Genomic DNA, 23,363 nt, shown 5'->3' with positions numbered 1-23,363 from the left:
ACGGTCGAGGCCGCATGAGCGACCACATCCTGGAAATGCACTCCATCACCAAGACCTTTCCCGGGGTCAAGGCGCTGCAGGACGTCAACCTGAACGTCAAGCGCGGGGAGATCCACGCGATCTGCGGGGAGAACGGGGCCGGCAAGTCCACCCTCATGAAGGTGCTGTCGGGCGTGTACCCGCACGGCACCTACGACGGGGAGATCCGCTTCGACGGGGAGACGGTCGAGTTCAGCTCGATCAACGACTCCGAGGAGAAGGGGATCGTGATCATCCACCAGGAGCTCGCTCTGGTGCCCTACCTCTCGGTCGCGGAGAACATCTTCCTCGGCAACGAGCGGGCGCGCCACGGCCTCGTCGACTGGAACCGGGCGAACTCCGAGGCGGCCGTGCTGCTGGCACGGGTCGGCCTCGACGAGAACCCGACCACCCCGATCGGCCAGCTCGGCGTCGGCAAGCAGCAGCTCGTGGAGATCGCCAAGGCGCTCTCCAAGAAGGTGAAGCTGCTCATCCTCGACGAGCCGACCGCGGCGCTCAACGACTCGGACTCCGAGCACCTGCTCAACCTGCTGCGGCACCTGCAGGGCCAGGGCATCACCTCGATCATGATCTCGCACAAGCTCAACGAGATCGCCGACATCGCGAACTCCACGACGATCATCCGCGACGGCAAGACGATCGAGACCCTCGACATGGTCGCCGACAACGTCACCCAGGACCGGATCATCAAGGGCATGGTCGGCCGGGACCTCGAGCACCGGTACCCCGAGCACGTCTCGCACGTCGGCGAGGAGGTGTTCCGGGTCGAGGACTGGCACGTCGAGCACCCCACCCAGCCGGGTCGCGTGGTCGTCGACGGCGCGTCCTTCAACGTCCGCGCCGGCGAGATCGTCGGCATCGCGGGCCTGATGGGCGCCGGCCGCACCGAGCTCGCCATGAGCGTCTTCGGACGCTCCTACGGCCGCAACGTGACGGGCAAGGTCTTCCTGCACGGCAAGGAGATCAAGACCCGCTCGGTGAGCGAGGCGATCGGCCACGGGCTCGCGTACGCGACCGAGGACCGCAAGACCTACGGCCTCAACCTCATCGAGGACATCCGCCGGAACATCTCGGCCGCCGCGCTCGGCAAGCTGTCGAAGGCCGGCTGGGTCAACGGCAACGAGGAGATCAAGGTCGCCGAGGAGTACCGGCGGTCCATGAACATCAAGTCGCCGACCGTGATGGCGCTGACCGGCAAGCTGTCGGGCGGCAACCAGCAGAAGGTCGTGCTGTCCAAGTGGATCTACACGGACCCCGAGGTCCTGATCCTGGACGAGCCGACCCGTGGCATCGACGTCGGCGCCAAGTACGAGATCTACACGATCATCAACAAGCTCGCGGACGCGGGGAAGGCCGTCGTGGTCATCTCCTCCGAGCTGCCCGAGCTCCTGGGCATCTGCGACCGCATCTACACCCTCGCGTTCGGTCGGATCACCGGCGTGCAGGAGCGCGCGGTCGCCACCCCGGAGAGCCTCATGGAGCTCATGACGAAGGAAAAGGAAACGGTTCGATGACGGCTGTGGAAGGCCTGCGGGACATCTTCACCAAGAACCTGCGGACGAGTGGCATCTACATCGCGTTCGTCGCGATCATCGCGCTCTTCGCGATCCTCACGGACGGCGTGCTGCTCGCACCGGGCAACATCACGAACATCGTCCTGCAGTACTCGTACATCCTGATCCTCGCCATCGGCATGGTGATCGTCATCATCGGCGGCCACATCGACCTGTCGGTGGGCTCCGTGGTGGCGCTGACCGGCGCGGTGTCCGCGATCCTGGTCATCAAGAACGGCCAGCCGTGGTGGGTCGGCATCCTCGCCGCCCTCGTGGTCGGCCTCCTGGTCGGCGCGTGGCAGGGCTTCTGGGTCGCGTACGTCGGCATCCCGGCGTTCATCGTGACGCTGGCCGGCATGCTCCTGTTCCGCGGCCTCACCTACGAGGTGCTGAACAACATCTCGCTGTCGCCGTTCCCCTCCTCGTACCAGAAGGTCGCCGGCGGCTTCATCAACGGCCTGCTCGGCGGCAACGGCTTCGACGCCTTCACGCTGATCATCGCGGCGGTCGCCATCGTCGGCTACGCGTACTCCGCCTGGCGCTCCCGCATGGGCCGCGTCCGCTACCAGCAGTCGGTCGAGGCGCTCCCGCTGTTCATCCTGAAGATCGTCGCGATCGCGGTCGTCGTCATGGCGTTCGCCTGGCAGCTGGCGCACTCGCGCGGCCTGCCGATCGTGCTGATCATCCTCGCGGTGCTGATCCTGGCCTACAACACGGTCACCACCCGCACGGTGTTCGGCCGCCACGTCTACGCGATCGGTGGCAACCTCAACGCCGCCCAGCTGTCCGGCGTGAAGGTCAAGCAGGTCAACTTCTGGATCTTCGTGAACATGGGCTTCCTGGCCGGTGTCGCGGGTGCGATCTACTCCTCCCGCTCCAACGGCGCGCAGCCCGGCGCGGGCAACATGTTCGAGCTCGACGCCATCGCCGCCTGCTTCATCGGCGGCGCGTCGACCACCGGTGGTGTCGGCCGCGTGACCGGCGCCATGGTCGGTGGTCTGATCATGGCCGTGATGTCCAACGGCATGCAGCTGATGGGCGTGCCGCAGTCGACGCAGCAGATCGTCAAGGGCCTCGTGCTCCTGCTGGCCGTGGCGTTCGACATCTACAACAAGCGCCGCGCGGGCGCCGCCCGCTGACCTCGGGCGCAGCGCACGGCCGGTACGGGCCGGGACGCGGGGGAGACCCCGGGTCCCGGCCCGTGCCGCGTCGAGTGGGGTTCGGTGGAGCGTTCTGCCCGACACGCCGGTGCGTGTCGGGCAGAACGCTCCACCCGGGTCCACTCGGGGGTCAGAGCCAGCGGTTGCGGCGGAACGCGCGGTGCAGGGCCACGCACGCGCCCGCGATGACCGCCAGCACCACGAAGTACCCGTACCGCGTGCCGAGCTCCGGCATGTGCTCGAAGTTCATCCCGTAGATCCCGGCGACCGCCGTGGGCACCAGCGCGATCGCCGCCCAGGCCGAGATCTTCCGCATGTCCTCGTTCTGCCGCAGCGCCACCCGGCTCTGGCCCGTGGTGACCCGCGCGGTGTTGGCCTGCAGGACGTCGGTGAGCTGCCGGTCGATCACCTCGATCTGGTCGACGGCCCGCAGCAGGTGGTCGTGCACGTCGCGGAAGTACGGCTCGGCCGCGGCGGGCACGTGCGGCACCTCGCCGGCCGCCAGCCGCTCCAGCGGCCGCTGCAGGGGCAGCATCGCCCGGCGGAACTCCGCGACCTCCTGCTTGAGCTTGTAGATGCGCTCGGAGTGGTCGTCGTCGCCGGGGCCGAACACCTGCAGCTCGATCTCGTCGACGTCCAGGTCGATGTGGCCGAGCGCGACCTCGTAGGCGTCCACGACGCGGTCGGCGGTCCGGTAGAGGACGCCCGCGGGGCCGAAGTCCTCCTCGGCGGGCACGCCGGCGTCGAGCTCCGCGCGCACCTGGCGCAGCACGCCGCCCTCGCCGTGCCGGACGGACACGACCGCCTGCGGCCGGAGGAACATCGCGATCTCGGTGACCTCGACGACCTCCACGTGGTCGACGTACCGGACGGGCTTGAGCACGGCGAACACGACGTCGTCGTAGACCTCGAGCTTGGGCCGCTGGTGGGCGTGCACGGCGTCCTCGACGGCCAGCGCCGGCAGTGCGAACTCCGCGGCCACCTCGGCGATGTCGGCGTCCGTGGGCTCGCGCAGCCCGACCCAGACGTAGCCGTCGGTGGCGTCGGCGACGTGCGCGGCCTTCCCGAGCGGGACCCGCCCGGGCACCCGCTCGCCGCCGGTGTAGAGGCCGCAGTCGCCGATCACGGCGTCGGCCCCGGTGCGCTGCACGTCCGTCACTCCCTCACGATAGGTCCGCGGGGCGCGGCCGTCCCGCGCGTGCACGTCGGCACGCGCGCATGGATCCGTCCGCGCGGACACGCCCCGGCGTGCCGGTGCCGATGGATCCGATCGGCCCGGCTCAGGCGGCGCGGCGCAGCGCGACGACCGTGACGTCGTCCGGCCGGCTCGCGCTCACGGCCGCCAGCCGCAGCACCCGCTGCACGGCCTCGTCCGCGCTCGGGCAGTCCAGGAGCTCGCCGACCAGCAGCGGCACGCAGCGCAGCGACCCGTCGAACAGGTCGAGCACCCCGTCGCTGAACGCGAGCAGCAGGTCCCCGGGCCCGAGGTGCGTCTCGCCCAGGTCCCGGGTGGCCTCGTCGGTGACGCCGAGCGGCAGCCCGAGGGCGTCCAGCCGCTCCCACGATCCGTCGGCGCGCACGACCAGCGTCAGCCCGTGCCCGGCGTCGGCGTACGTCACGCGGCCGGTCGCGGCCTCGAGCCGCGCGTGGAACGCGGTCGCGAACAGGCCCGCGCCGGACAGGTCGGCGTGCAGCACGGCGCCCGCCTGCAGCATCGCGCGGTCGACGGACTCGCCCTGCGCGGAGCCGCGGAGCACGGCGCGCACGGCGGCGGCCAGGATCGCGGCCGCCGGGCCCTTGCCCATGACGTCGGCGAGCGTGAGCACCACGCCGTCGGCGGCCGGGTACCAGTCGTAGAAGTCGCCGCCGACCTGGCTGCTCGGCAGGCACGCGCCGGCCAGCTCGTAGCCGTCGACCCGCGGGGACTCCCGGGGGAGCAGGCCCATCTGCACCTGCTGGGCGCGCTCGAGCTCGGCGTCGACGCTCAGCTCCTTGGCCACCCAGTGCGCGAGGTCGCGGAGCAGGGCGGACTGGTCGGCGGTGAACCGGCGCGGGCGGGTGTCGGCGATGCACAGGGTGCCGAGGGTCCGGCCGTCGGCGCCGACGAGCGGGTGCTCGGCGTAGAACCGCAGCCGGGCGTCGGGGCCGCGGTCCTCCAGGACGGCGACGCCGTCGCGGCCGGGCGCGGGGGTCCCGGCGAGCTCCGCGGGCACGACCATCGGCGCGGGGGCGGGCTCGCCGGCGCCGACGAGCGACACCGTGGCGGTGGGGACGTCGAAGAGCTGCCGGGCGAGCCGGACGACCCGGTCGAACCGCGGCTCGACGGCGCCGGTGACGGTGCCCAGCTGCTCGAGCGCGGCCAGGCGCTGGGGGAGGCTGCGCGCCGCGGGTGCGGCCGCGTCGAGGGGCGCGACCACGACGGTCGGGCCGGCGGCGTCGACGACGGGCACGGGCGGCACGGCCGGCGCGGCGGGGTCGGCGCCGTCGCGCGCGGGCTCGCGCGGGGTCGGCACCGAGGGGGTGGTCGTGCGGGTCGGCACCGATCACCTCCCGGGGCGTGCGCGACGGTCCTGCTCTCCCGGATACATCGGCATCCTGCGGCGCGGGATGAGCCCGGGGGCGCGTGCTCCCGGACACGTGCACGGACGTGCGGCGGGGCGCCGCCGGCCGCACGGCGCCGGCCGGCGGTCAGCCCTCGACGCGCCCCAGCGCCGCGTCCCGGGCCAGCAGCAGCGCGCCGCGGGCCGGCGCCCCCACGCCGAGCCGCCCCGCGACCACCTCCACCACCGCGCCCGCCGTGACGGCGGTGCGCTCGGCCAGCACCTCGCGCAGGGGGTCCAGCAGCACGTCCCCGGCACCGGCGAGCGCTCCGCCGACCACCAGCACGTCGGGGTCCAGCACGGTGCACACCGAGGCCAGCGCGGTGCCGAGGTGCCGGCCCACGTCGGACAGCACGCGGCGGCACCCGGGGTCGCCCGCCGCGGCGTGCGCGAGCAGCTCCGGCACGGTCAGGCGCCCGTGGCTCGCCACCAGCAGGTCCAGCACCGCCGACGCCCCCGCGAGCACCTGGAGGCAGCCGCGGTTGCCGCACGAGCACACCGGGCCGTCCGGGTCGATGGTGAGGTGGCCGAGCTCGCCCGCGGTGCCGGTGCGGCCGTGCACCACCTCCCCGCCGACGACGACGCCGCCCGACACGCCCTCGCCCAGCGCGACGTGCACGACGGACCACCGCCCGCGCCCCGCGCCGAGCCGCGCCTCCGCGAGCGCGCCGAGGTTGCCGTCGTTGTCGAACAGCACGGGCACCCCGGGCGCCGGAGCCAGCAGCGCGGGCGCGGCGACCATGCCGCCCCAGCCCGCGCGCACCCCGGCGCCCGCGACCCGGCCGGTGCGCACCTCGACGGGCGCCGGGACGCCCACGCCGACCGCCGCGACCGCGCCGGGGTCGGTGCCGGTGTCCCGCAGCACGCGGTCGAGCAGCGCCCGCGCCGCGCGCACCGCGTGCTCGGCCCGCTGCTGCCCCGCCCCCGGCACGGCCGGCAGGGGGATCGCCGCCTCGACCTGCTCGCCGTCGCCGCGGTCGAGCACGACCCGGACCTCGTCCAGGTAGCAGTGCACGCCGACCAGCGCGCCCGCCGGGGCGAGCTGCACCTGGGTGGCCCGGCGGCCGGACCGCGTCGTCGGCGACACCCGGACGAGGCGCTCCGCGGCGAGGGCCGCCACGGCGGTGGACACCGTCGCGGGCGACAGGCCCGTCGCCCGGCAGAGCTCGACCTGCGTGCGCGCGTCCTCGCGGCGGAGCGCGGCGAGCAGCAGCCCGCGGCTGTCGCGGGGCGCGGGCGCGGCGTCGGACGGCAGGTCGCGGCCCGGCGGGACCGGCTCGGGGCGCGCGGTCCGACCGGTGCGCCCGTCGCCCGCGGGCGCGCCCGTCACGGCCGGGCCGCGAACCGCTCGAGCAGCTCCGCGTGGCCCGAGACGATCAGCAGGTCGTTCGCCGCGATCCGGGTGTCCGGCGTCGCGTACACGAAGTCGATCCCGGGGCTCTTCACCCCGATGACCGTGACCCCGTACCGCTCGCGGATCTTCGACTGCCCGATCGTGAAGCCCTGCGTCTCGCGCGGCGGCTTCATCTTGACGATCGTGAACCCGTCCTCGACCTCGATGTAGTCGAGCATCTTCCCGGACACCAGGTGCGCGACCCGGGACCCGGCGTCGGCCTCGGGCAGCACCACGTGGTGCGCGCCGATGCGCTGCAGGATGCGGGCGTGCTCGGCGCTGACCGCCTTGGCCCAGATCTGCGGCGTGCCCATGTCGACGAGGTTGCCGGTGATGAGCACCGACGCCTCCAGGTAGGACCCGACGCCGACGACGGCCACGGAGAACTCGCGCGCGCCGACCTGCTCGAGAGCCTCGGGGTTGGCGGCGTCCGCCTCGACCAGGGGGATGCGGCCGGTCCACTGCGCGACCAGGTCGGGGTCCCGCTCGACGGCGAGCACGTCCTGGCCGAGCCGGTCCAGGGTCGCGGCGATGGCCGAGCCGAACCGGCCGAGGCCGATCACGAGGATGCCGGCCTCGCGCTTGGGGCCCTTCGCCCGGCCCTCGGGACCGCGGCGGTCGCCGCGCCGGGAGTCGCCGGGCAGCGGGCTCAGGCCGGTCGCGCCGGTGCGGGTCAGGTCATCCAATGATCGGCCTCTCCTCGGGGAACCGGACGACACGGCGACGGCTGCGCAGCGCGAGGGCCGCGGCGAGCGTCATCGTGCCGGTCCGGCCGATGAACATCAGGACGGCGAGCACGTACTTGCCGGCGTCGGGCAGGTCGGCGGTGATCCCGGTGGACAGCCCGCAGGTCGCGAACGCCGAGATCACCTCGAACAGGATCACGTCCAGGGTGAGCCCGGTGATCGCCAGCAGCAGCAGGCAGGCCACCAGGATGATCGTCGCACTGACGAGCGACACCGCGATCGCGACCTGCAGGGCCTCGCGCGGGATCCGCCGGCCGTACGCCTCGACGTCCCGGTCGCCGCGCGCCTCCGCGACGATGGCCAGCAGCATCACGGCGAGCGTCGTCACCTTGATGCCGCCCGCGGTCGACGCGGAGCCGCCGCCCACGAACATCAGCGCGTCGTTGAGCAGCCAGGTGCCCTCGTGCATGTCGGCGACGTTCACCGTCGAGAACCCGCCGGACCGCGGCATGACGCCGGCGAACAGGGCGGCGAGCAGCGTCTCGTTCCAGCCGATGCCGCCGAGGGTCTTCGGGTTCGTCCACTCGAACGCCGCGACGACCACCGCGCCGAACGCGACGAGCGCGAGGCTGGTGGTGATCGTCAGCTTGGAGTGCAGGTTCCACCGGCGGGGCCGGCGCCAGGTGCGCGCGACGTTGAGGATCACCGGGAAGCCGAGCGACCCGATGAACACCCCGACGATGATCGGCAGCAGCACCCACCAGTCGGCGGCGAACGGCGCCAGGCCCTCGGTGGTCGGGATGAAGCCCGCGTTGTTGAACGCCGAGACCGCGTAGAACACCCCGTGCCAGACCGCCTCGCCCCAGGAGTCGCCGAGCATCCGCAGGCGCGGGATCAGCACCAGCGCGATCGCGACCTCGAGCACCACCGACGTGACGATGACCGTGCGCACCAGCGAGCCGACCTCGCCGAGCCGGGTCGTCTTGGTCTCCGAGGTGACCAGCAGCTTCTGGGTCAGCCCGATCCGCCGGGACACCGCGAGGCCGAGGATCGACGCCAGGGTCATCACGCCCAGGCCGCCGATCTGGATGCCGACCAGGATGGTCACCTGGCCCGCGGTCGACCAGTACGTCCCGGTGTCCACCGTGACCAGGCCGGTGACGCACACCGCCGACGTCGCGGTGAAGAAGGCGTCGACGAACGGCGCCCGCTCGCCGGACGCGGTCGCCCACGGCATCGACAGCAGGGCCGTGAACACCACGATCACCGATGCGAACACGCCGAGCGCCAGCCGGGCGGGGGACTGGCGGGCCAGCCGGTCGACGAGCTCGCGCCCGGACCAGACCACCCCGGGGAGGCCCCGTGCCATCCGCCCTCCCTCTGGGCTGGTGCCATCGGCAGGACGGTTCGCACCTGCGCGCAGAACGGTACCCGGACGTCAGATCAACGGCAGACCCCGGGATCTGAGGGCCGCGCGAGCCGTTTCCCGGACGGGCTGGCGTCATCGGTCCTTGAGGGTGTCGAGCAGCGTGCCGGTGGGCAGCATCGCTGCTGCGATCACCCCCAGCGTCCCGCTCGCCCAGGTGACCGCCGCGTGTGCCGTCGCCTGGACGACGACGACGTGCACGTCCACCGCTTGGCCGATGCCGAGCGCGACCGAAGTGGCCCAGCCCCAGGCACACCCGACAGCAGTGAGGACCAGCCACTCGGCGAGCTGGATCAGCAGCAGTGCCCGACGGTGAGCGCCGAACGTCCGGTAGACCGCCCACTGCCCGCGGTGGTGCCAACGGACGACGATGAAGAGAACGGTGAGCATCGCGCCGCCGAAGACCGACGCCCCCGCGAGCGGACGCTGCGCGTACGCCCCGGCGAGCTCCAGCCCGTACGTGCTTCCCGCCAGCCGGGGGCGGACCACGGCCGGGGTCCCGTCGTGAGCCGCGAGCGCCTGTCCGAGGTGGGCCTGCACCGAGCTGAGGTGCGCCGCGTCCGTCGCGACGTAACATCTCGACGCGGCGCCGGCCAGAAGCTCCGGCACGAGCCAAGCCTCCCGGAGATCGGCCGCCAACGCAGGACTGTCGAGGACGCGCAGTTCCGCGGTGGCTGTGGCGGTGGCAGGCAGGACCGCACCGTCGAATGCGGAGATGTCGAGCGTCACGACCTCGCCGTCGCGTACCCCCGTCCGCGCAACCATCTCCGACGTGGCGATCACCCCCGCGCCACGCGCCGCCGTGACGTCGAAGAACCGATGAACGCCCGGCGAGACCTGGACGATGGTCGCCCGATGACCCGGTGCCGATCGCGGTGCAGCAGCAGCGCTCGTGCTCAGGGTGGAGAACGATCCGGTCACCCCGTCGACGTCGACGAGGCGGTCGCACAACGCCACATCGATCCCACCTCGCTCGGATGGGTCCGAAGGTTCCACCACGAACGTCCGGCCACCTGCTGCCACCCATTCGCGTTCCACTGAGACGAGCCGACCCACTTCGAGCGCATTGGCCGCGCCGCTGCTGCCGACGAGCCAACTGGCCACGAGCACCAGCAGCACCGATGTCCAACGTCCGTTCCGAGCGTTCGCCAGGCCTTCAGCCGCCGCCAGACGATCCGGCCAGACCACCGGTGCCCGCTTGTCGCGCCTCACCCGGCATCTCCTAGCGGGTGCAGCCTTCCCCGGTCGAGTCGAAGCACGCGGTCGCAGCGTGCTGCCGCGCGTCCGTCGTGGGTCACGAGGACGACCGTGCGGCCCGCAGAGCCCAGGAGGGCGTCGAGCACGCGGTCTGTGGTGACGCCATCGAGCTGCCCCGTCGGTTCGTCAGCCAGCATGACCGGGCGGGCAGATGCCAGAGCCCGTGCGATCGCCACCCGTTGCGCTTCGCCGCCCGAGAGGACTCGCGCACTCTCGTGCCCGCGGTCCGCGAGGCTCATCCGCGCGAGAGCGGAGGCGGCACGCAGATCAGCGGTGGTCCGGTCCGCCCCGTCCAGGTACGCGCCGAGGCGCACGTTGTCCGACACCGTCCGGTCGGGGAGCAAGGACACGGTCTGCAGCACCCACGTCGCGACGTCTCGCGGACGAAACACCCGGCCATGGCGGTCTACGCAGGAGAACCGTCCCGTCTGGGGACGGAGGAGCTCCCCGAGCAGGGACAGCAGCGTGGTCTTCCCGGAACCCGATGGTCCGACGATCGCGGTGCTGCTTCCCGCGGGAAGATCCATCATGAGATCGCTGAGCACCGGCCGTTCACCACCCGGGTGCGTGAATGTGACGTGCTCGCCGATCACCCGCACGTGAGTACGGTGCCCGCCGCGCGGGGATCGACGAGGACCGGGCTTCCGATGAGCTGCTCGTCGACATCCACCAGGCCGAAACCTCCTTCGGTTGCGTCGATGTGGACGGCCTGCCCTCTGGGGCTCGTGAAGAAGCACGCGACGCCGCTGCGATCGACGACGACGGCGGACGCCGGGACGGTCCCCACGACGCGCTCCGTGGCGCGGGCGAGTACGCCCCCCGCAGTGGGCTCGTCGGCCATCGCCGTGCGTATCCGGGCGACGTCATCGGCGTCCGTGACCGCCGTCGACCCCGCGCCCAGTCGCACCTCGACGTCCCCGACGGTGAGCGTGCGCTCGACGTCCGCCGCCTCCGCGGCGACCTCGATGCGGTCCTGGCCCTCGGGCGCGAGATAGACCTCGGTCTCGGGCGCGATCACATCGCCGACCCGCACCTCGACAGCGGTCGGCGGCCCGACGGTCGTCGGGATCCAGAGGAGCGCCTCTGAGCTCCACTTCTCGCCCCCGGCTCGTCCATGGTCGGAGTTGAACGCTGCGATCGCGCGCCCGGTGGACACTCCGGCTGTGCCGTCGGTGGTCACGTCGTAACCCCGCGCGGCGAGGAAGTGCTGCAGGGCAAGGACGTCCCGTCCTGCCACCCCGACGACGATGTCCCGGTACGGCGGCGTCGGAGCGACGAAGGCGAAGACGGGGAGACCGTCGACCTCGAGGACCAGATCGCCATCGGTCGGCGCACGACCCTCAACGAGGTCGACGGCTGTGACCGTGCCTGCGCTCTGGCTCCGCACCGGGACCTGATCAGCCGGCACCCACGTCACCGAGGACGACTCGGCGTCCTGGCGCACGGCCCGCTCGACCACCGCGATGACAGGAGCCGGCTGCGCGTCCGCCTCGAGAGGGGAACGTGCCAGGGCGGCGGTCGCGAGAGCCACGGCCACCACGAGCGGACCGATCAGTCCGACGGCCAGCACGACCGCGGGCAGTCGACCATGAGCACTCACCACACATCAACCCCCGCCTCGGCGAGGCAGCTCACGCCGATCAGCTCGTGAGCCGCGCGGGACGCGAGGTCGGCGAGCTCGCTCGCCGACCTCGCGTCCTCGCTCGGGACCCCGTGCTCTTCAAGGCACGCACGGATGGCAGGGGCTCGCTGCTCGGCGTGCTGCTCGATCGCTTCGACCGAGGACGGCTGCAGCTGGTACGCCTTGCTGAGCCAGAAGTACTCGTTGCGGTCGCACAGCTCGATCCGAGCCTCGGCATGATCATCTCCGTCCGAGCTCGCCAGATAGCCGGGGAGCACCAGACCGTGAGAGAGCGTGCTCTCCTCGACCCGCGCGTCGATCCCGCTCTCCACCATGCAGGTGACAGCACGCCGAGCGGCCTCCCGGACGTCCTCGACCGTGACGACGCCAGCATCGACGGCACGGCTCAGGGCGACGACCTGATGCTCACCAGCCGCAGCGTCCTCGGCCTCCGCGAGCGCTGCGGCGAGTGTGTACGCTCGCGGGAGCTCCCCGGACCCCTCGTCACCGCGTGTCGCGCAACCACCGACACCCAGCGCGAGGGCAGCCACGACGAGCGACGCGACGCCCTTGAGCGAGCGACGTAGTTGCCCCTCGGTGGTCAGTGCCACACCTTGTACTGGGAGTAGTTCGAACCAGTCACCGTGACGGAGACGTTGGCGAAGATCGCCTGCGAGATCTCGCCGCTGCGCCACTTGACCGACACGCCGACCTGGCCCGCGCACGTCCCGTCATCCGCCGTCACCCTGGTCGAGCTTGCGATCGTGGCGACGCTGGCGCACGTCCCGACCTTGAGGATCGCGCACTCGTTCGCGGTACGCCACGCCGAAGAAGCCGCCACGGCGGGCCCCGTCCCCAACGCGAGCGCGCACGTCGCTGCTGCCACGACCATCGAAACCCTTGCCCTGTTTCGCATCTTTCTCCCCTTGCGTCGTCCAGGTCGGTCGATCAGGAGCGCCGACCGCATCTCGATCGTTTCGCTCTCGGGGTCTGTGCAGAACCTGTGTAGGTGCCTGAGTCGCCCCCGTCCCCGGGAACTAGGTGGTCGTCGGCAAGATCTGAGTGCTCATCGGCCAGCCGTCCCCGCTGTGCGTAAGCACCTGGTGCGCCAGTCCCCGTTGTGCACCGCCGCATGGGTGCGGCCGGTCAGCGGCTACGGTGTGGGCATGACGGCCCGGGTGCGCGTGGTGTGGACGCCCGAGCTCCTCGACTACGACTTCGGCCCCGGCCACCCGATGGCGCCGCTGCGGCTGGACCTCACGGTGCGGCTCGCGCGGGCGCTGGGGCTGCTGGACCTGCCGGGCGTCGAGGTGGTGGGCGCTGAGCCCGCGACCGACGCCCAGCTCGAGACCGTGCACGAGCCGGAGTACGTCGCGGCGGTGCGGCGCGCGTCCGCGGGCGGCGCCGGCGACCCGGCCCGCGGCATCGGGACCGAGGACGACCCGGTGTTCCCGCACATGCACGAGGCGGCGGCGCGCATCGTCGCCGGCAGCCGCGAGGCGGCGCTCGCCGTCTGGGAGGGCCGCGCCGACCACGCCGTGAACCTCACCGGCGGGATGCACCACGCGATGCCCGGCGCGGCGTCCGGGTTCTGCGTCTACAACGACGCCGCGGTCGCGATCCGCGCCCTGCTCGCCGCCGGCGCCGAGCGGGTGGCCTACGTCGACGTCGACGCGCACCACGGCGACGGCGTGCAGCGCGCGTTCTGGGACGACCCGCGGGTGCTCACGGTCTCGGTGCACGAGAGCGGCGCGACCCTGTTCCCCGGGACCGGCTTCCCGGACGAGACCGGCGGGCCCGGCGCGCCCGGCGCCGCGGTGAACCTGGCGCTGCCGTCGCACACGGGCGACGCCGGCTGGCTGCGCGCGGTCGACGCCGTGGTGCCGCCGGTGCTCCGCGCGTTCGCGCCCCAGGTGCTGGTCACGCAGCACGGCTGCGACACCCACGTCGAGGACCCGATCGCCGACCTCGACGTCTCCGTCGACGCGCAGCGGCTGGTGTCCGAGTGGCTGCACGACCTGGCGCACGAGGTGTCCGGCGGCCGGTGGCTGGCGCTCGGCGGCGGCGGGTACGCGGTGGTCGACGTGGTGCCGCGCGCGTGGACGCACCTGCTGGCCGTGGCGGCGCACGCCCCGGTCGACCCGGCGACCCGGATGCCGCAGGCGTGGCTGGACCAGGTCGTCGCGCTCTACGGCCGGGAGGCCCCGGGGTCGATGTCCGACGGCGCGGGGCCGGCGTGGCGCCCCTGGGCCGACGGCTTCGACCCGGCGGACGACGTCGACCGCGCCGTCCGGGCCACCCGCTCGGCGGCCTTCCCGCTCCTGGGCCTGGACCCGCTGCACGACTGACCTCCGCCCGCCCCCGGGAGGCGGCCGCGAGGGTGGTGCGGGAGGGTGGATGCACCCCGGGGAGTGGTCCCATCCGTCTCCCCTTTCACACCAGCCTCAGCAGGCTCTAAGGTGTCGTCGCGGCACCTGTGTGCACCCAGTTCCGCGCACGGGTCGTGCGCGCACGAGCGAGAAGAGCGGCCATGACCAGCGAGCAGCCCCCGCGGGTGCGGTTCCTCACCGTCGCCGAGGTCGCCGAGGTCATGCGCGTCTCGAAGATGACGGTGTACCGGCTGCTCCACTCGGGCGAGATGCCTGCGGTGCGCGTCGGCCGCTCGTTCCGGGTGCCCCAGGACGCACTCGACCACTACCTCGCGACCGCCCGGCTCGACCTCGAGGCCGAGGGCGAGGCGGACGAGGGCGGGCCGCGCGCCGGCCGCCTGTCCTCCTGACCGGCGCCTGCTGCGCACCCGCCCCGGGGCGGTCGCGCACCGGCGCGTCGCGGACGGCGTCGCCGATCGCGTAAGGTAGGGGCGGACTTTCCCGTGCGTGGGCGTTCGTCGTGCCGCGCGTCGATCGACCACGACCCGGCGGGGCGCTGCGAGCGCTCGCCACAGGAAGCGAGGACCCCATGGGCTCCGTCATCAAGAAGCGCCGCAAGCGCATGGCGAAGAAGAAGCACCGCAAGCTGCTGCGCAAGACGCGTCACCAGCGTCGCAACAAGAAGTGACGGCCGCCGCGCGAGCGGCGTCGTGAACGAGGGGCCCGGCACCGAGTGCCGGGCCCCTCGTCGTGCTCGGGGCGCGCGCACCGGAGGCCCGCCGCCGGCTGCGTTCCTGCCGCCCGCCGCGTTCCCACCCGATTCTCGCGGTGCACCCCGATCGATCGGGTGGTGCCGCGAGAATCGGGTGGGGATGGCGCGGCGCCCGCGCGGGCGCACCGGCGCGCCGTGTTGCCACGTGGCACACCGGGGTGGATCGTCACCCCTTGACGGGGTTTGTCCCGTCCTGATTCACTGCCGAGCGGTTCTTCAACGATGAAAACCCTCCGGTGCCGTGCGCGCCGGCGGAGGCGGGAGGTCGAGGATGATCTCAGGAGCTCGCGGGGGTCCGGGGCGAGCGGCGTACAGCCGCCGGTCCGTGCTCCGGGGAGCCGTGGCGGGGGCCGGTGCCCTCGGGACGGCCTGGGCGCTGAGCGGGTGCGGCGGCGACGCCGCTGCCGCGTCGAACCAGACGCGGATCCAGCTCTGGCACCTGTTCACGGGCGGTGACGGCGGCATCTTCCAGCAGATGATGACCGAGGTGCAGGACGAGAACCCGGCCATCGGGATCGACCCCGTGGTGCTCACCTGGGGCGCGCCGTACTACACCAAGCTCATCATGGCGTCGGTCGGCGGCCGCGCCCCCGACCTGGCGGTCATGCACCTGACCCGGGTGGCCGGCTGGGTCCCGGGCGGGGTGCTCGATCCCTGGGACCTCGACCTGCTCGCCGAGCACGGCGTCACCGAGGACATGTTCCCGCCGGCGCTGTGGGACCGGGCGACGATCGACGGGAAGCTCTGGGCCGTCCCGCTCGACTTCCACGCGTTCCTGCTGTTCTTCGACAAGGGGCTGGCCGACCAGGCCGGGATCCTGGGTCCGGACGGGAAGCTGGCGGGCGTCGACTCGCCCGACGGCTTCATCGAGGCCGGGCGGGCCATGGCCGAGGTCACCGGGTACGCGGGCGTCGGCTACGGCTACACCGGCGACGGCGCGCAGATGTCCCGGATGCTCTGGGGCCTGTACGCGCAGACCGGCAACGAGGTCGTGCTGAACCCGGGGCAGCCCGCGGAGCTGGACCGGGACGCGCTGGTCGAGTCGGTGAGCTGGGTGCAGTCCTGGCTCGACGACACCGTGGCCATCGCGAACTCCGACTACCCGTCGGCCGTCGCGAACTTCTCCACCGGCCGCGTCGGGATGTGCTTCAACGGCAACTGGGAGCTGCAGTCGTTCCTGACGGCCGGCGTCGACGTGGACGCCATGCCGATGCCGAACATCTTCGGCACCCCGGCCACCTACGGCGACTCGCACGTGTTCGTGCTGCCGCACCAGGTCAACCTCGACCCGGAGAAGCGCGAGGCGGCCTACGCCACGGTCGCGGCGATGCTCAACAAGTCGCTGCTCTGGTCCGACGGCGGGCACATCCCGGCCAACCGCGAGGTCACCGAGTCCGCCGAGTACCAGGCCAAGGTGCCGCAGTCGCACTACGCCGCGGCGAGCGAGGAGGCCGTCTTCGACCCGCAGGCGTGGTTCACCGGCTCCGGGTCGGACTTCCAGGCGCGCGTCGGCGAGGCGCTGCAGGGCGCCTGGCTCGACAAGTCGTCCCCCGAGGCCGCCGTCGACCGCCTGATCGGCAGCCTCGACGCCGCCCTCAAGACCAAGCCGCCGGCGTGACGGAAGGGATCGCAGACATGAGCACCGTCACCACACCGTCCCAGTCGCAGGCGACCGGCACCGTCTCGCCGCCACGCACCCCCGACCGCCCCACCCGCCGCGGCCGCAGCCGCCGCGAGGGCAGCGGCTGGCCGTTCGTCATCCCGTTCGTCGTGATCGCCGTGCTGTTCCTGGTGGTCCCGACACTCTGGGGCCTCGGCCTGAGCTTCACCGAGCAGTCGCTGATGGGCAACGGCGGCTGGGTCGGGCTCGACAACTACGCCGAGGCGTTCGGCGACCCCGTCATGTGGTCCACGCTGGGCAACACCGTCGCGTTCACCCTGATGAGCACGATCCCCCTGGTGGTGATCGCGCTGGCGATGGCGCTGCTGGTCTACACCGGCCTGCCGGGCCAGTGGGTGTGGCGGCTGGCGTTCTTCGCGCCGTACATGCTGCCCGTCGCGGTCGTCGTGCAGATCTGGGTGTGGCTCTACCAGCCCGAGATCGGGTTCTTCAACTACTGGCTCGACAGGCTCGGGCTGGACAAGGTCGGCTGGCTGACCGACCCGAGCGTCGCCATGTGGTCGATGGCCCTGCTGACGCTCTGGTGGACCGTCGGCTTCAACTTCCTGCTGTACCTGTCGGCGCTGCAGGCCATCCCGGACCAGATGTACGAGGCCGCGGCGCTGGACGGCGCGGGCTCCTGGCGCCGGCTGTGGTCGATCACGCTGCCCCAGCTCCGGTCGACGACCGTGCTCATCACGGTGCTGCAGGTCCTGGCGTCGCTCAAGGTGTTCGACCAGATGTTCATCGCCTTCAACGGCGGCAGCGGCCCGGACGGGGTGACCCGGCCGATCCTGCAGTACATCTACGACACCGGCTTCACCGGGTACCGGATGGGCTACGCCTCGGCGATGTCCTACATCTACTTCGCGCTCATCATCGTGGTCGCCGTCGGGTTCCAGGTGCTGACCACCGCTCGCCGGAAGGAGCAGCGCCGTGGCCGTTGACACGCTCACCGCCCCCGCGACGGGCGGGTTCCGCCGCGCCTACGCGGAGCGCCGGGAGGAGAACCGCCGCACCCGCAGCCTGGTGCTCGGCCGCAGCAAGGTCGCCACCGTCCTGTCGGTGGTCCTGCTCGTGGTGCTCGCGCTGTCCTGGCTGCTGCCCATGCTCTGGGCGGTCGACACCTCGTTCAAGACCGAGGCGCAGGCCCAGTCCGTGCCGCTGCAGTGGTTCCCGGACGGCGGGTTCACGCTGGAGAACTACCGCACGGTGTTCGAGCGCGGCGAGGTGCCGCGCTGGATGGCGAACACGCTGCTGGTCGCCGGGTCGGTCACGATCCTCACCGTCGCGGCGTGCGCCCTGGCCGGCTACGGGTTCGCCCGCACCCGGTTCCGCGGGAAGAACCTGCTGTTCGCGGCGACCATCGCGCTGATCGCGGTCCCCGGCCAGATCCTCATCGTGCCGCTGTTCCGGCAGATGGAGGCCCTGGGCTTCGTCGACACCTACCAGGGCGTGATCCTGCCCCAGCTGGTGGCGCCGGTGATGGTCTACATCTTCAGCAAGTTCTTCGCGGAGGTGCCGCAGGAGATCGAGGACGCGGCGCGGGTCGACGGGGCGGGGCACTGGCGGACGTTCTGGTCCATCGTGCTGCCGATCTCCCGGCCCATCGTGTCGGCGGTCGCGATCTTCGTGTTCATCGGCGCGTGGAACAACTTCCTGTGGCCGTTCATCGTCACCAACAACCCCGACCTGATGACGCTCCCCGTGGGTCTGTCGACGGTCAAGAACGCCTACGGCACGATCTACGCACAGACCATGGCGTCGGCCGTGATCGCCGCCCTGCCGCTGATCCTGCTGTTCATGCTGTTCCAGCGGCAGATCGTCAAGGCGGTCGCCACCACCGGGCTCGGCGGCCGGTGACGACCGGACCCACCCCGGACGCGTGACCCGCCGGCCGCGCCGCGCCCCTACGCTGGGGCGCGGCGCGGCCGCATCGGCAGGGACCGGGTCGGGCAGCACGTGGCGGAGGAGGTGGTCCGGTGACCGGGAAGCGGCGCCAGGCGGGCGTGACCATGCAGGACGTCGCGGCGCTGGCCGGGGTGTCCATCAAGACGGTCTCGAACGTCATCAACGGGTACCCGTACATCCGCCCGGGCACCAAGGACCGCGTCGAGGCCGCCATCGAGCAGCTCGGCTACCGGGTGAACCTGTCGGCCCGGAACCTGCGCCAGGGCCGGACCGGGATGATCGGCCTGGCCGTGCCCGAGCTGAGCCTGCCGTACTTCGCCGAGCTCGCGGACTCGGTGATCCAGGCCGCCGAGCGCCGCGGCGTGATCGTGCTGATCGAGCAGACCAACGCCAGCCGGGAGCGCGAGCTCGAGGTGCTGCACGGCCAGCGCCGGCACCTGACCGACGGGCTGATCTTCTCGCCGCTCGCGCTCGGGACCGACGACCGGGCGTCGTTCGCGGTCGACTTCCCGATGGTGCTGCTCGGCGAGCGTATCTTCGGCGGGCCCGCCGACCACGTGACGATGAGCAACGTCGAGGCTGCTCGCGCGGCGACCCGGCACCTGATCGAGACCGGCCGCCGGCGGATCGCGCTCATCGGGTCGCACGAGGGCGAGACCGTCGGCAGCGCCGCCCTGCGGCAGCGCGGGTACGAGGAGGCGCTCGCGGAGGCGGGCCTCCCGCTCGACCCGGCGCTGCTCGGCGAGGCGGGGCTGTGGCACCGGTCGACCGGCGCGGAGGCGATGGAGCGGATGCTCGACTCCGGCACCGAGATCGACGCGGTGTTCGGGCTCAACGACGCCCTCGCGATCGGCGCCCTGCACGCCCTGCACGACCGGGGGATCGCGGTGCCCGAGGAGGTCGCGGTCATCGGGTTCGACGACATCGAGGACGCGGCCTACGCGTCCCCGCCGCTGTCGTCGGTCGCGCCGGGGCGGGAGCAGATCGCGCAGACGGCGGTGGACCTGCTGCTGGCGCGGGTCGCGGGCACGGCGCCGGAGGAGCACGTCGAGGTGATCACGGACTTCGAGGTCGTGGCGCGGGAGTCCACGGTGGGCAGCGCGGTGCGGTCGGCGGCGCCGGCGCGCACGGTCGTGGCCTGACGGCGGGCCCTCGAGCTCGACGAGCCCGTCGGACCGGACCCGGAATCCGGGCGGATAGTTGATTGTTCAATCAGCATCGCGCACGATGGGTGCCGACGACGACCCGGGAGGACCCCGTCATGACCGCCCTGCAGCTCGGCCTGGACACCTTCGGCGACCTGCCGACCGACGACGCCACCGGGCGCCTGCTCAGCCACCCCGAGGCGATCCGCCGCGTGGTCGACGAGGCCGTCCTCGCCGACCAGGTCGGCCTGGACGTCATCGCCCTCGGAGAGCACCACCGCCCCGACTTCGCGCTGTCGTCGCCCGAGACCGTGCTCGCCGGCATCGCCACCCGCACCGAGCGGATCCGGCTCGCGTCCGGCGTCACGGTGCTGAGCTCCGACGACCCGGTGCGCGTGTTCCAGCGGTTCGCCACCCTCGACGCGCTGTCCGGCGGGCGCGCGCAGGTGATGCTCGGCCGCGGGTCGTTCACGGAGTCGTTCCCGCTGTTCGGGTTCGACCTGCAGGACTACGAGGTCCTGTTCGAGGAGAAGATCGAGCTGTTCGCCCAGCTCCTCCGCGAGCAGCCGGTGACCTGGTCGGGCACGACCCGCGCCCCGCTGGAGGCGGCCGACGTCTACCCCAAGACGGCGGGCGGCCTGGAGACCTGGGTGGGCGTCGGCGGCTCGCCGCAGTCGGTGGTCCGCGCCGCGCACTACGGCCTGCCCCTCATGCTCGCGATCATCGGCGGCGAGCCGGACCGGTTCCGGCCGTACGTCGACCTGTACCGGCGGGCCACCGCGCAGCTCGGCACCCCCGAGGGCCGGGTCGGCGTGCACTCGCACGGCCTGGTCGCCGAGACGGACGAGGCCGCGCTCGAGGCGTACTACGGCCCGTACAAGCAGATGCGCGACGCGATCGGCGCCGACCGCGGCTGGCCGCCGCTGCGCCGCGCGGAGTTCGACGCGGAGGTGGCGCACGGCTCGCTCTACGTCGGCTCGCCGGAGACGGTCGCCCGCAAGATCGCGCGCACGGTGTCCGGCCTCGACGTGAGCCGGTTCGACCTCGTCTACACCGGCGGCCCGCTGCGGGTGAGCGACCGGCTGCGCGCCGTCGAGCTGTTCGGCAGCCGCGTCGCGCCGATGGTGCGCGACCTGCTCGCGGAGGGCGCCGCGTGACGACCGTCGGGATCCTCGGGGCCGGCAAGGTCGGCACCGTGCTGGCGCGGCTCGCGGTGGCGGCCGGGTACGACGTGGCGGTCGCGGGCTCGGGCGACCCGGAGCGCATCCGGCTGATCGTCGAGGTGCTGGCGCCGGGCGCCCGGGCCGTCGACGCGCGCGAGGCGGCGCGCGCGGACCTCGTGGTGCTCGCGCTGCCGCTCGGCCGGCTGCCCGAGGTGGTCGAGCGGGAGGGCGACCTGCTGGCCGGCCGGCTCGTCGTCGACGCGATGAACTACTGGTGGGAGACCGACGGCGAGCGCCCCGACCTCGCCGACCCTGCCGTCGCGACCAGCGCCCTGGTGGCCGAGGCGCTGCCGGGCGCGCGCGTGGTCAAGGCCTTCAACCACATGGGGTACCACGACCTCGACGAGGGCCCGCTGCCCGCGGGCTCGCCGGGGCGGCGGGCGATCGCGGTCGCGGCGGACGACGCGGCGGCCGCGGCCGAGGTGGCGGCGTTCGTGGACGCGCTGGGTTTCGACCCGGTGCCCGCGGGGTCGCTCGCGGACAGCGTGGCGCTGCAGCCGCACGCCGAGGCGTTCGGCGCGAACGAGGACGCCGGGACGCTGGCCGCCGTGCTGGCCCGGTTCCCGGCGACGGAGCGGGGCGCGGTCGTGGCGGCGGCGCGGGCGGACGCGGCGGTGGACGCCGCGGGCTGAGCGGGTCACCAGCCGCCGAGGTAGGCCTCCAGGTCCGGCTCGTCCGTCAGCGGGACCAGGCCCTCGGTCGCGGACGTCGCGCGCGGGAACAGGTCGTCCCGGCCCCAGCGGCGCTCGCGGGCGCGGGCGCGCCGGGACACGACCCGGAGCAGCGGCGCGCCGTCCGGCGTCAGCAGGGCGAGCTCGCCGAGGCCCTCGGCGGCCACCCGCTCGACCGCCTCGGCGACCGCGCGCGGGTCGGTCGCACGGAGCGGGCGGTCGAGGACGACGTCGAGGCGGACGCGGTCGAGCCGCGGGTCGTCGGCGGTGCCGCCGGGGCTGTCGGGGTCCGGCCCGGCCTCGGCGCCCGGCAGCGCGGCCAGCACCGAGTCGACCGACACGAACCGCTGCGCCGCCGACGCGTCGCCGGCGGGCGGGTGCACCAGCACGTCGACCCGCCCGGACGGCAGCCCCCGCGGCCGGGACCCCGGCACCGGCACCAGGTCCGCCAGCCGCAGCGTCTCGGCGTTCTTCGCGGCCCGCGACGCCTCGTCCCGGCCGGACCAGTCCGGCCCGTCGTGCCAGGCGACCGCCCCCGGGACGTGCGCGAGCACGGCGCCCGCGAGCCAGGCGCGGTAGGTCCACTCCCAGTCCTCGCCGCCGTACGCCGAGAACCCCTCGTCGAACCCGCCCACCTCGGCGAACAGCGCGCGGCTGCACGCCGTCACGGCCCCGATCACGTACCGGTAGGACCGGTCGTCCGCGGCGAGCAGGTCGCGGCTGTGCCGGTAGCCGTCCAGGAGCCAGGCGGGCTCGGTCAGCTCGTGCTCCGGGCCGGCGCGCTCGACGGGTGCGTCCGCGGGCACGCCGGACAGGTCCGCGTGCCGCCGCCGGCCGACCGCGAGGCAGTCCGGGGCGAGTGCGGGCAGCCGCGCCAGCGCGCGGAGGTAGCCGGGCTCGGGCGCCGTGTCGGCGTCGAGGAACACCAGCACGTCGCCCGTGGCGGCCGCGGCGCCGAGGTTGCGCGCGGCGGCGACCCGGAACCCGCGGTCCTCCTGGCGCAGCAGCCGGACGCCGGCGGGCACGCGGGGCGGCTCCGGCGACCCGTCGTCGACCACGATCACCTCGGTCCGGTCGGCCGGGTGGTCCTGCCGGGCCAGCGCGTGCAGCGTGCGGTCGAGCTCGTCCTGCTGGTCGTAGTGCACGACGACCACCGAGACCGTCGGCGGCGCCTCCGGGACCACGCCGTCGAGCAGGTCCCACCGGTTGCCGGGCAGCGGGCGGCCGGCGGGCGTCACGCGGCGGCCCCGCCGGACGCGCCGGCGTCGCCGGCCCACCACGCGAGGTACGCCGCCGCCGCGTCCCGGAGCGTCGGCGCGAGCGACGCCCCGGCGGGCAGCGCGGTCGCCGCCGGGTCGGCCCAGGCGCGCGCGAGGTGGGCGGGCAGGTCGTCCGGCGGGTACAGCGCGAGCGTCCCGGGCCGCAGGGCGGCCATCTCGCGGGCGTACCGCGAGTCGACGACCAGCGGCCGCCGCCCGGCCTCGCCCCAGTCGAGCAGCGTGCGCGACGCCGACAGGTGCCGGTGCGCCGCGACGGGGACGCCCGGCCCCCGCAGCGCCGCGTGGAACGCGTCGTCGTCCAGCCCGCCGGTCACCCGGAGCGCGACGCCGCGGCCCGCCGCCAGGGCCCGCAGCCGGTCGACCTCGTCCTCGTGGCCGGGGGACGGGCCGCCCACCGCGACGACCGCCACCTCGCCCGGCGGGGTGCCGGCCGCGCGGAGCAGGTCCGCGGCGTCGGCGACGGCGCGGACGACGTCGTCGTGGCCCTTGCCCGGGTAGAGGAACCCGGCGACGAGGGCGACGAGCGGGGTGCCGGCGCCCTGCGGTGCGGGGGCCGCGGCCGCGCCGGCGGGGGCGGCCGCGCCGGCGGGGGCGGCG

The 23,363-nt window shown here is 73.4% G+C and carries 22 protein-coding genes and 1 pseudogene; 11 read left to right on the top strand and 12 right to left on the bottom strand.

The window, feature by feature from the left end:
• Positions 1-14 precede the first annotated feature (14 nt).
• Both mmsA and mmsB read left to right on the top strand, forming a co-directional pair.
• Complete coding sequence (mmsA, locus tag KVT14_RS07960; RefSeq protein WP_217615155.1) at positions 15-1,553, top strand: multiple monosaccharide ABC transporter ATP-binding protein; 1,539 nt, start codon at positions 15-17, stop codon at positions 1,551-1,553.
• Positions 1,550-2,731, top strand: a complete 1,182-nt coding sequence (gene mmsB, locus KVT14_RS07955) for a multiple monosaccharide ABC transporter permease (RefSeq protein WP_217615154.1) — start codon at positions 1,550-1,552, stop codon at positions 2,729-2,731. The genes mmsA and mmsB overlap by 4 nt, the downstream gene beginning before the upstream one ends.
• A 151-nt stretch (positions 2,732-2,882) precedes the next feature.
• Here mmsB and KVT14_RS07950 read toward each other — a convergent pair whose 3' ends face one another.
• From KVT14_RS07950 to KVT14_RS07905, 10 genes are all read right to left on the bottom strand, one after another.
• Positions 2,883-3,911, bottom strand: coding sequence for a magnesium and cobalt transport protein CorA (locus KVT14_RS07950; RefSeq protein ID WP_217615153.1), 1,029 nt, complete (start codon positions 3,909-3,911; stop codon positions 2,883-2,885).
• A 121-nt stretch (positions 3,912-4,032) separates the two neighbouring features.
• The gene (locus KVT14_RS07945; RefSeq protein WP_308160957.1) at positions 4,033-5,292 is read right to left on the bottom strand and encodes a SpoIIE family protein phosphatase; all 1,260 of its coding nucleotides are present in this window, start codon (positions 5,290-5,292) and stop codon (positions 4,033-4,035) included.
• A 148-nt stretch (positions 5,293-5,440) separates the two neighbouring features.
• Positions 5,441-6,682: an ROK family transcriptional regulator gene (locus KVT14_RS07940; RefSeq protein ID WP_308160956.1), complete on the bottom strand. Its 1,242-nt coding sequence runs from the start codon at positions 6,680-6,682 to the stop codon at positions 5,441-5,443.
• The gene (locus KVT14_RS07935) at positions 6,679-7,314 is read right to left on the bottom strand and encodes a TrkA family potassium uptake protein (RefSeq protein WP_308160964.1); all 636 of its coding nucleotides are present in this window, start codon (positions 7,312-7,314) and stop codon (positions 6,679-6,681) included. Before KVT14_RS07935 ends, KVT14_RS07940 begins: the two co-directional genes overlap by 4 nt.
• 109 nt (positions 7,315-7,423) lie before the next feature.
• Complete coding sequence (locus KVT14_RS07930; protein WP_217615152.1) at positions 7,424-8,800, bottom strand: TrkH family potassium uptake protein; 1,377 nt, start codon at positions 8,798-8,800, stop codon at positions 7,424-7,426.
• Between the two features lie 132 nt (positions 8,801-8,932).
• A complete protein-coding gene (locus KVT14_RS07925; protein ID WP_217615151.1) occupies positions 8,933-10,069 on the bottom strand; it encodes a hypothetical protein in 1,137 nt (378 codons plus the stop codon).
• On the bottom strand, positions 10,066-10,713 hold the full coding sequence (locus KVT14_RS07920) for an ATP-binding cassette domain-containing protein (RefSeq protein ID WP_217615150.1): 648 nt from the start codon (positions 10,711-10,713) through the stop codon (positions 10,066-10,068). The genes KVT14_RS07925 and KVT14_RS07920 overlap by 4 nt, the downstream gene beginning before the upstream one ends.
• Positions 10,704-11,684: a peptidoglycan-binding protein gene (locus tag KVT14_RS07915; RefSeq protein ID WP_217615149.1), complete on the bottom strand. Its 981-nt coding sequence runs from the start codon at positions 11,682-11,684 to the stop codon at positions 10,704-10,706. Before KVT14_RS07915 ends, KVT14_RS07920 begins: the two co-directional genes overlap by 10 nt.
• 26 nt (positions 11,685-11,710) lie before the next feature.
• Positions 11,711-12,346 (bottom strand): hypothetical protein, encoded by a 636-nt coding sequence (locus KVT14_RS07910; RefSeq protein ID WP_217615148.1) that lies wholly within the window; start codon positions 12,344-12,346, stop codon positions 11,711-11,713.
• A complete protein-coding gene (locus KVT14_RS07905) occupies positions 12,337-12,480 on the bottom strand; it encodes a hypothetical protein (RefSeq protein WP_217615147.1) in 144 nt (47 codons plus the stop codon). Before KVT14_RS07905 ends, KVT14_RS07910 begins: the two co-directional genes overlap by 10 nt.
• A 421-nt stretch (positions 12,481-12,901) precedes the next feature.
• Here KVT14_RS07905 and KVT14_RS07900 point away from each other — a divergent pair, with 421 nt between their 5' ends.
• The 9 genes from KVT14_RS07900 (at position 12,902) to KVT14_RS07860 (ending at position 21,447) form a co-directional block, all read left to right on the top strand.
• Positions 12,902-14,083 carry an acetoin utilization protein AcuC gene (locus tag KVT14_RS07900; RefSeq protein ID WP_217615146.1) on the top strand — a complete coding sequence of 394 codons (1,182 nt, stop codon included), beginning with the start codon at positions 12,902-12,904 and terminating at the stop codon, positions 14,081-14,083.
• A gap of 182 nt (positions 14,084-14,265) precedes the next feature.
• Positions 14,266-14,514: a helix-turn-helix domain-containing protein gene (locus KVT14_RS07895; protein WP_147795354.1), complete on the top strand. Its 249-nt coding sequence runs from the start codon at positions 14,266-14,268 to the stop codon at positions 14,512-14,514.
• Positions 14,515-14,693: 179 nt separating this feature from the next.
• Positions 14,694-14,792 (top strand): AURKAIP1/COX24 domain-containing protein, encoded by a 99-nt coding sequence (locus KVT14_RS07890; protein WP_003792170.1) that lies wholly within the window; start codon positions 14,694-14,696, stop codon positions 14,790-14,792.
• 409 nt (positions 14,793-15,201) lie between these two features.
• Positions 15,202-16,494 carry an extracellular solute-binding protein gene (locus KVT14_RS07885; RefSeq protein ID WP_168216964.1) on the top strand — a complete coding sequence of 431 codons (1,293 nt, stop codon included), beginning with the start codon at positions 15,202-15,204 and terminating at the stop codon, positions 16,492-16,494.
• A gap of 17 nt (positions 16,495-16,511) precedes the next feature.
• Positions 16,512-17,483, top strand: coding sequence for a carbohydrate ABC transporter permease (locus tag KVT14_RS07880; protein WP_147795356.1), 972 nt, complete (start codon positions 16,512-16,514; stop codon positions 17,481-17,483).
• Positions 17,473-18,399 (top strand): carbohydrate ABC transporter permease, encoded by a 927-nt coding sequence (locus tag KVT14_RS07875; protein WP_147795357.1) that lies wholly within the window; start codon positions 17,473-17,475, stop codon positions 18,397-18,399. Before KVT14_RS07880 ends, KVT14_RS07875 begins: the two co-directional genes overlap by 11 nt.
• A gap of 152 nt (positions 18,400-18,551) precedes the next feature.
• A complete protein-coding gene (locus KVT14_RS07870; RefSeq protein WP_217615192.1) occupies positions 18,552-19,589 on the top strand; it encodes a LacI family DNA-binding transcriptional regulator in 1,038 nt (345 codons plus the stop codon).
• Positions 19,590-19,708: 119 nt separating this feature from the next.
• Entirely contained in the window at positions 19,709-20,749 is a 1,041-nt protein-coding gene (locus KVT14_RS07865) for an LLM class flavin-dependent oxidoreductase (RefSeq protein WP_217615145.1), read from the top strand.
• A complete protein-coding gene (locus tag KVT14_RS07860; protein WP_217615144.1) occupies positions 20,746-21,447 on the top strand; it encodes an NADPH-dependent F420 reductase in 702 nt (233 codons plus the stop codon). The genes KVT14_RS07865 and KVT14_RS07860 overlap by 4 nt, the downstream gene beginning before the upstream one ends.
• Positions 21,448-21,452: 5 nt before the next feature.
• On the opposite strand, the gene KVT14_RS07855 is transcribed toward KVT14_RS07860, so the two are convergent.
• Both KVT14_RS07855 and KVT14_RS07850 read right to left on the bottom strand, forming a co-directional pair.
• Positions 21,453-22,724, bottom strand: a complete 1,272-nt coding sequence (locus KVT14_RS07855; protein WP_308160955.1) for a glycosyltransferase — start codon at positions 22,722-22,724, stop codon at positions 21,453-21,455.
• Positions 22,721-23,363: pseudogene (locus KVT14_RS07850) on the bottom strand (hypothetical protein); the annotation flags it as partial. The pseudogene KVT14_RS07850 and the gene KVT14_RS07855, both read right to left, overlap by 4 nt.

The sequence above is a fragment of the Cellulomonas sp. GbtcB1 genome (assembly GCF_019091725.1).
In the GTDB taxonomy this organism is placed as follows: Bacteria; Actinomycetota; Actinomycetes; order Actinomycetales; family Cellulomonadaceae; genus Cellulomonas.
Note: the sequence above shows the minus strand (reverse complement) of the source record. Positions and strands in the feature narration are given on the sequence as shown.